We start from the raw sequence: 2,284 nt of genomic DNA on the forward strand, positions 1-2,284 counted from the left end.
CGGCCGCGTCCGCCGCCCTGCCCGCGACCGCCCTGGCCACCGCGTCCGCCGCGGTCGCCGTCCTTGCGGGGCTCCTTCGGCGACGGGGGCTTGAGCCGGCCCTTGACGGACCGGTCGATGCCGAGGTCGTGGAAGAGGTGGTCGGACGTCGAGTACGTCTCCTGCGGGTCGGCGAACGGCAGGTCGAGCTCGGCGTTGATCAGCTTCCAGCGCGACAGGTCGGCCCAGTCGACGAAGGTGACCGCGATGCCCGAGGCGCCGGCGCGACCCGTGCGACCGATGCGGTGCACGTACGTCTTGTGGTCCTCGGGGCAGTTGTAGTTGATGACGTGGCTGATGTTCGCGACGTCGATGCCGCGGGCGGCGACGTCGGTGGCCACGAGCACGTCGACCTTGCCGTCGCGGAAGCCCTGCAGCGCCTTCTCGCGCGCACCCTGGGCCATGTCGCCGTGCAGGGGCGAGGCGGGGAAGCCGCGGTCGATGAGGTCGTCGGCCACGCGCTGCGCCGTGCGCTTCGTGCGGGTGAAGATGATGACGCGCTGGACGTCCTCGGCCTGCAGGATGCGGGCGATGACCTCGGGCTTGTCGAGCTCGTGGGCCTGCCACACGAACTGCGCCGTGGCGGGGACCGTGTGGTTCTCCTCCGGCGACTCGGCGCGGATGTTCATGGGGTGGCGCATGTGCTTGCGCGCCAGCGACACGATCGCGCCCGGCATCGTGGCCGAGAACAGCATCGTCTGTCGGGTCTCCGGCGTCTTGGCCAGGATCGCCTCGACGTCGGGCAGGAAGCCGAGGTCGAGCATCTCGTCGGCCTCGTCGAGCACGAGCGACTTCACGTGCGAGAGGTCGAGCGCGCGACGGTTGGCGAGGTCGAGGATGCGCCCGGGCGTGCCGACGACGATGTCGACGCCCTTCTCGAGCGCCTCGAGCTGGCCCTCGTAGGGCACGCCGCCGTAGATCGTGAGGTTGCGGGTGCCGCGGTTCGCGGACGCCGTCTTGATGTCGTTGGCCACCTGCAGCGCGAGCTCGCGGGTGGGCGCGACGACCAGGGCCTGCGGCTTGCCGGGAGCGGCCAGCTGGTCGTAGTCGGGGTCGTGCGGTGCGACGGTGCGCTGGATGACCGGGATGGAGAAGGCCAGCGTCTTGCCCGTGCCGGTGCGCGCCTGACCGATGAGGTCGGTGCCCATCAGCGCGACGGAGAGGGTCATCTCCTGGATGGGGAACGGGCTGCTGATGCCGACGGCGTCGAGCGCGTCGGCGATCTCGGGCATGACGCCCAAGTCGGTGAACGTGGTCACAGGATCTCGAATTCGTGAGGGAACAAAGGATGCTCGGGTCGAGTCGTGAGGCGGCGTCGACGACGGTGCGTCCGAGAGCTCACGACGGAGATACGGCCCCAAGGGCACCACCAGGGTACCGGTTGGGGCGCGCTTCCCGAGAATCAGGAGCCGAGTGGCGGGGGAGCGCTACGCTGCGGCGCATGGCCTCCCACGCAGAGTCGAGCGACCCGTCGGCCCCCGAGGACGCGGCGGCACCCCCGGACGACACGCCCGCGGCACCGGTCGCCAGCGCCCTCGACGACCCCGAGTACCGGCGCGGTGTCGTCGAGCTGCTCGGCGTCCTCGCGTTCGGCGAGATCAGTGCCTGCGAGCGGCTCGTCGCCGACTCCCAGATGGCCCCCGACCTGCGCAGCAAGGTCGAGGTCGCGACCATGGCCGCCGCGGAGTTCGACCACTTCGAGGTGCTGCGCGACCGCCTCGTCGAGATGGGCGAGGACCCCTTCGACGCCATGGAGCCGTTCGCCGCCACCTTCGGCGACTTCCACCGCAAGACCAAGCCCGCCGACTTCCTCGAGGGCCTGGTCAAGGCCTTCGTCGGCGACGGGCTGGCCGCCGACTTCTACCGCGAGATCGCCGCCTACCTCGACCCCGTCACGCGCACGACCGTCATCGACACGCTCAGCGGCACCGGGCACTCGGAGTTCGTCGTCGAGCAGGTGCGTGCCGCCATCGAGGCCGACCCCCGCGTCGGCGGACGGCTCGCCCTCTGGGGACGTCGGCTCATGGGCGAGGCCCTCCGCCAGGCCCAGACCCTCGTCGCCGAGCGCGACGCGCTGAGCGCCGTGCTCGTCGGGGGAGTGGAGACCCCCGGCCTCGACCTCACCGCCATCTCGCGCATGTTCACCCGCATCACCGAGGCCCACACCGAGCGCATGGCCCGCCTCGGCCTGGCCGCCTAGGTTTCGCCGCGCCGCGCCGCGCCGCGCCGCGCCGCGCCAGATCGG

2 protein-coding genes are annotated in these 2,284 nt (G+C 71.6%); one reads left to right on the top strand and one right to left on the bottom strand.

Features of this window, described 5'->3' with window-relative positions:
• Positions 1-1,271 (bottom strand): DEAD/DEAH box helicase (locus tag NH339_RS17970; RefSeq protein WP_253027365.1); only part of this gene is annotated, 1,271 nt, incomplete at its 3' end.
• Positions 1,272-1,480: 209 nt separating this feature from the next.
• Here NH339_RS17970 and NH339_RS17975 point away from each other — a divergent pair.
• The gene (locus NH339_RS17975) at positions 1,481-2,239 is read left to right on the top strand and encodes a ferritin-like fold-containing protein (protein ID WP_253027364.1); all 759 of its coding nucleotides are present in this window, start codon (positions 1,481-1,483) and stop codon (positions 2,237-2,239) included.
• The last annotated feature ends 45 nt before the right edge of the window (positions 2,240-2,284 follow it).

This window comes from Aeromicrobium sp. CnD17-E, assembly GCF_024124745.1.
Classification (GTDB): domain Bacteria; phylum Actinomycetota; class Actinomycetes; order Propionibacteriales; family Nocardioidaceae; genus Aeromicrobium.

Excerpts from the sequence above, each read along its gene's own strand:
- NH339_RS17975 (WP_253027364.1), top strand. The coding sequence starts at position 1,481 with ATGGCCTCCCACGCAGAGTCGAGCGACCCGTCGGCCCCCGAGGACGCG.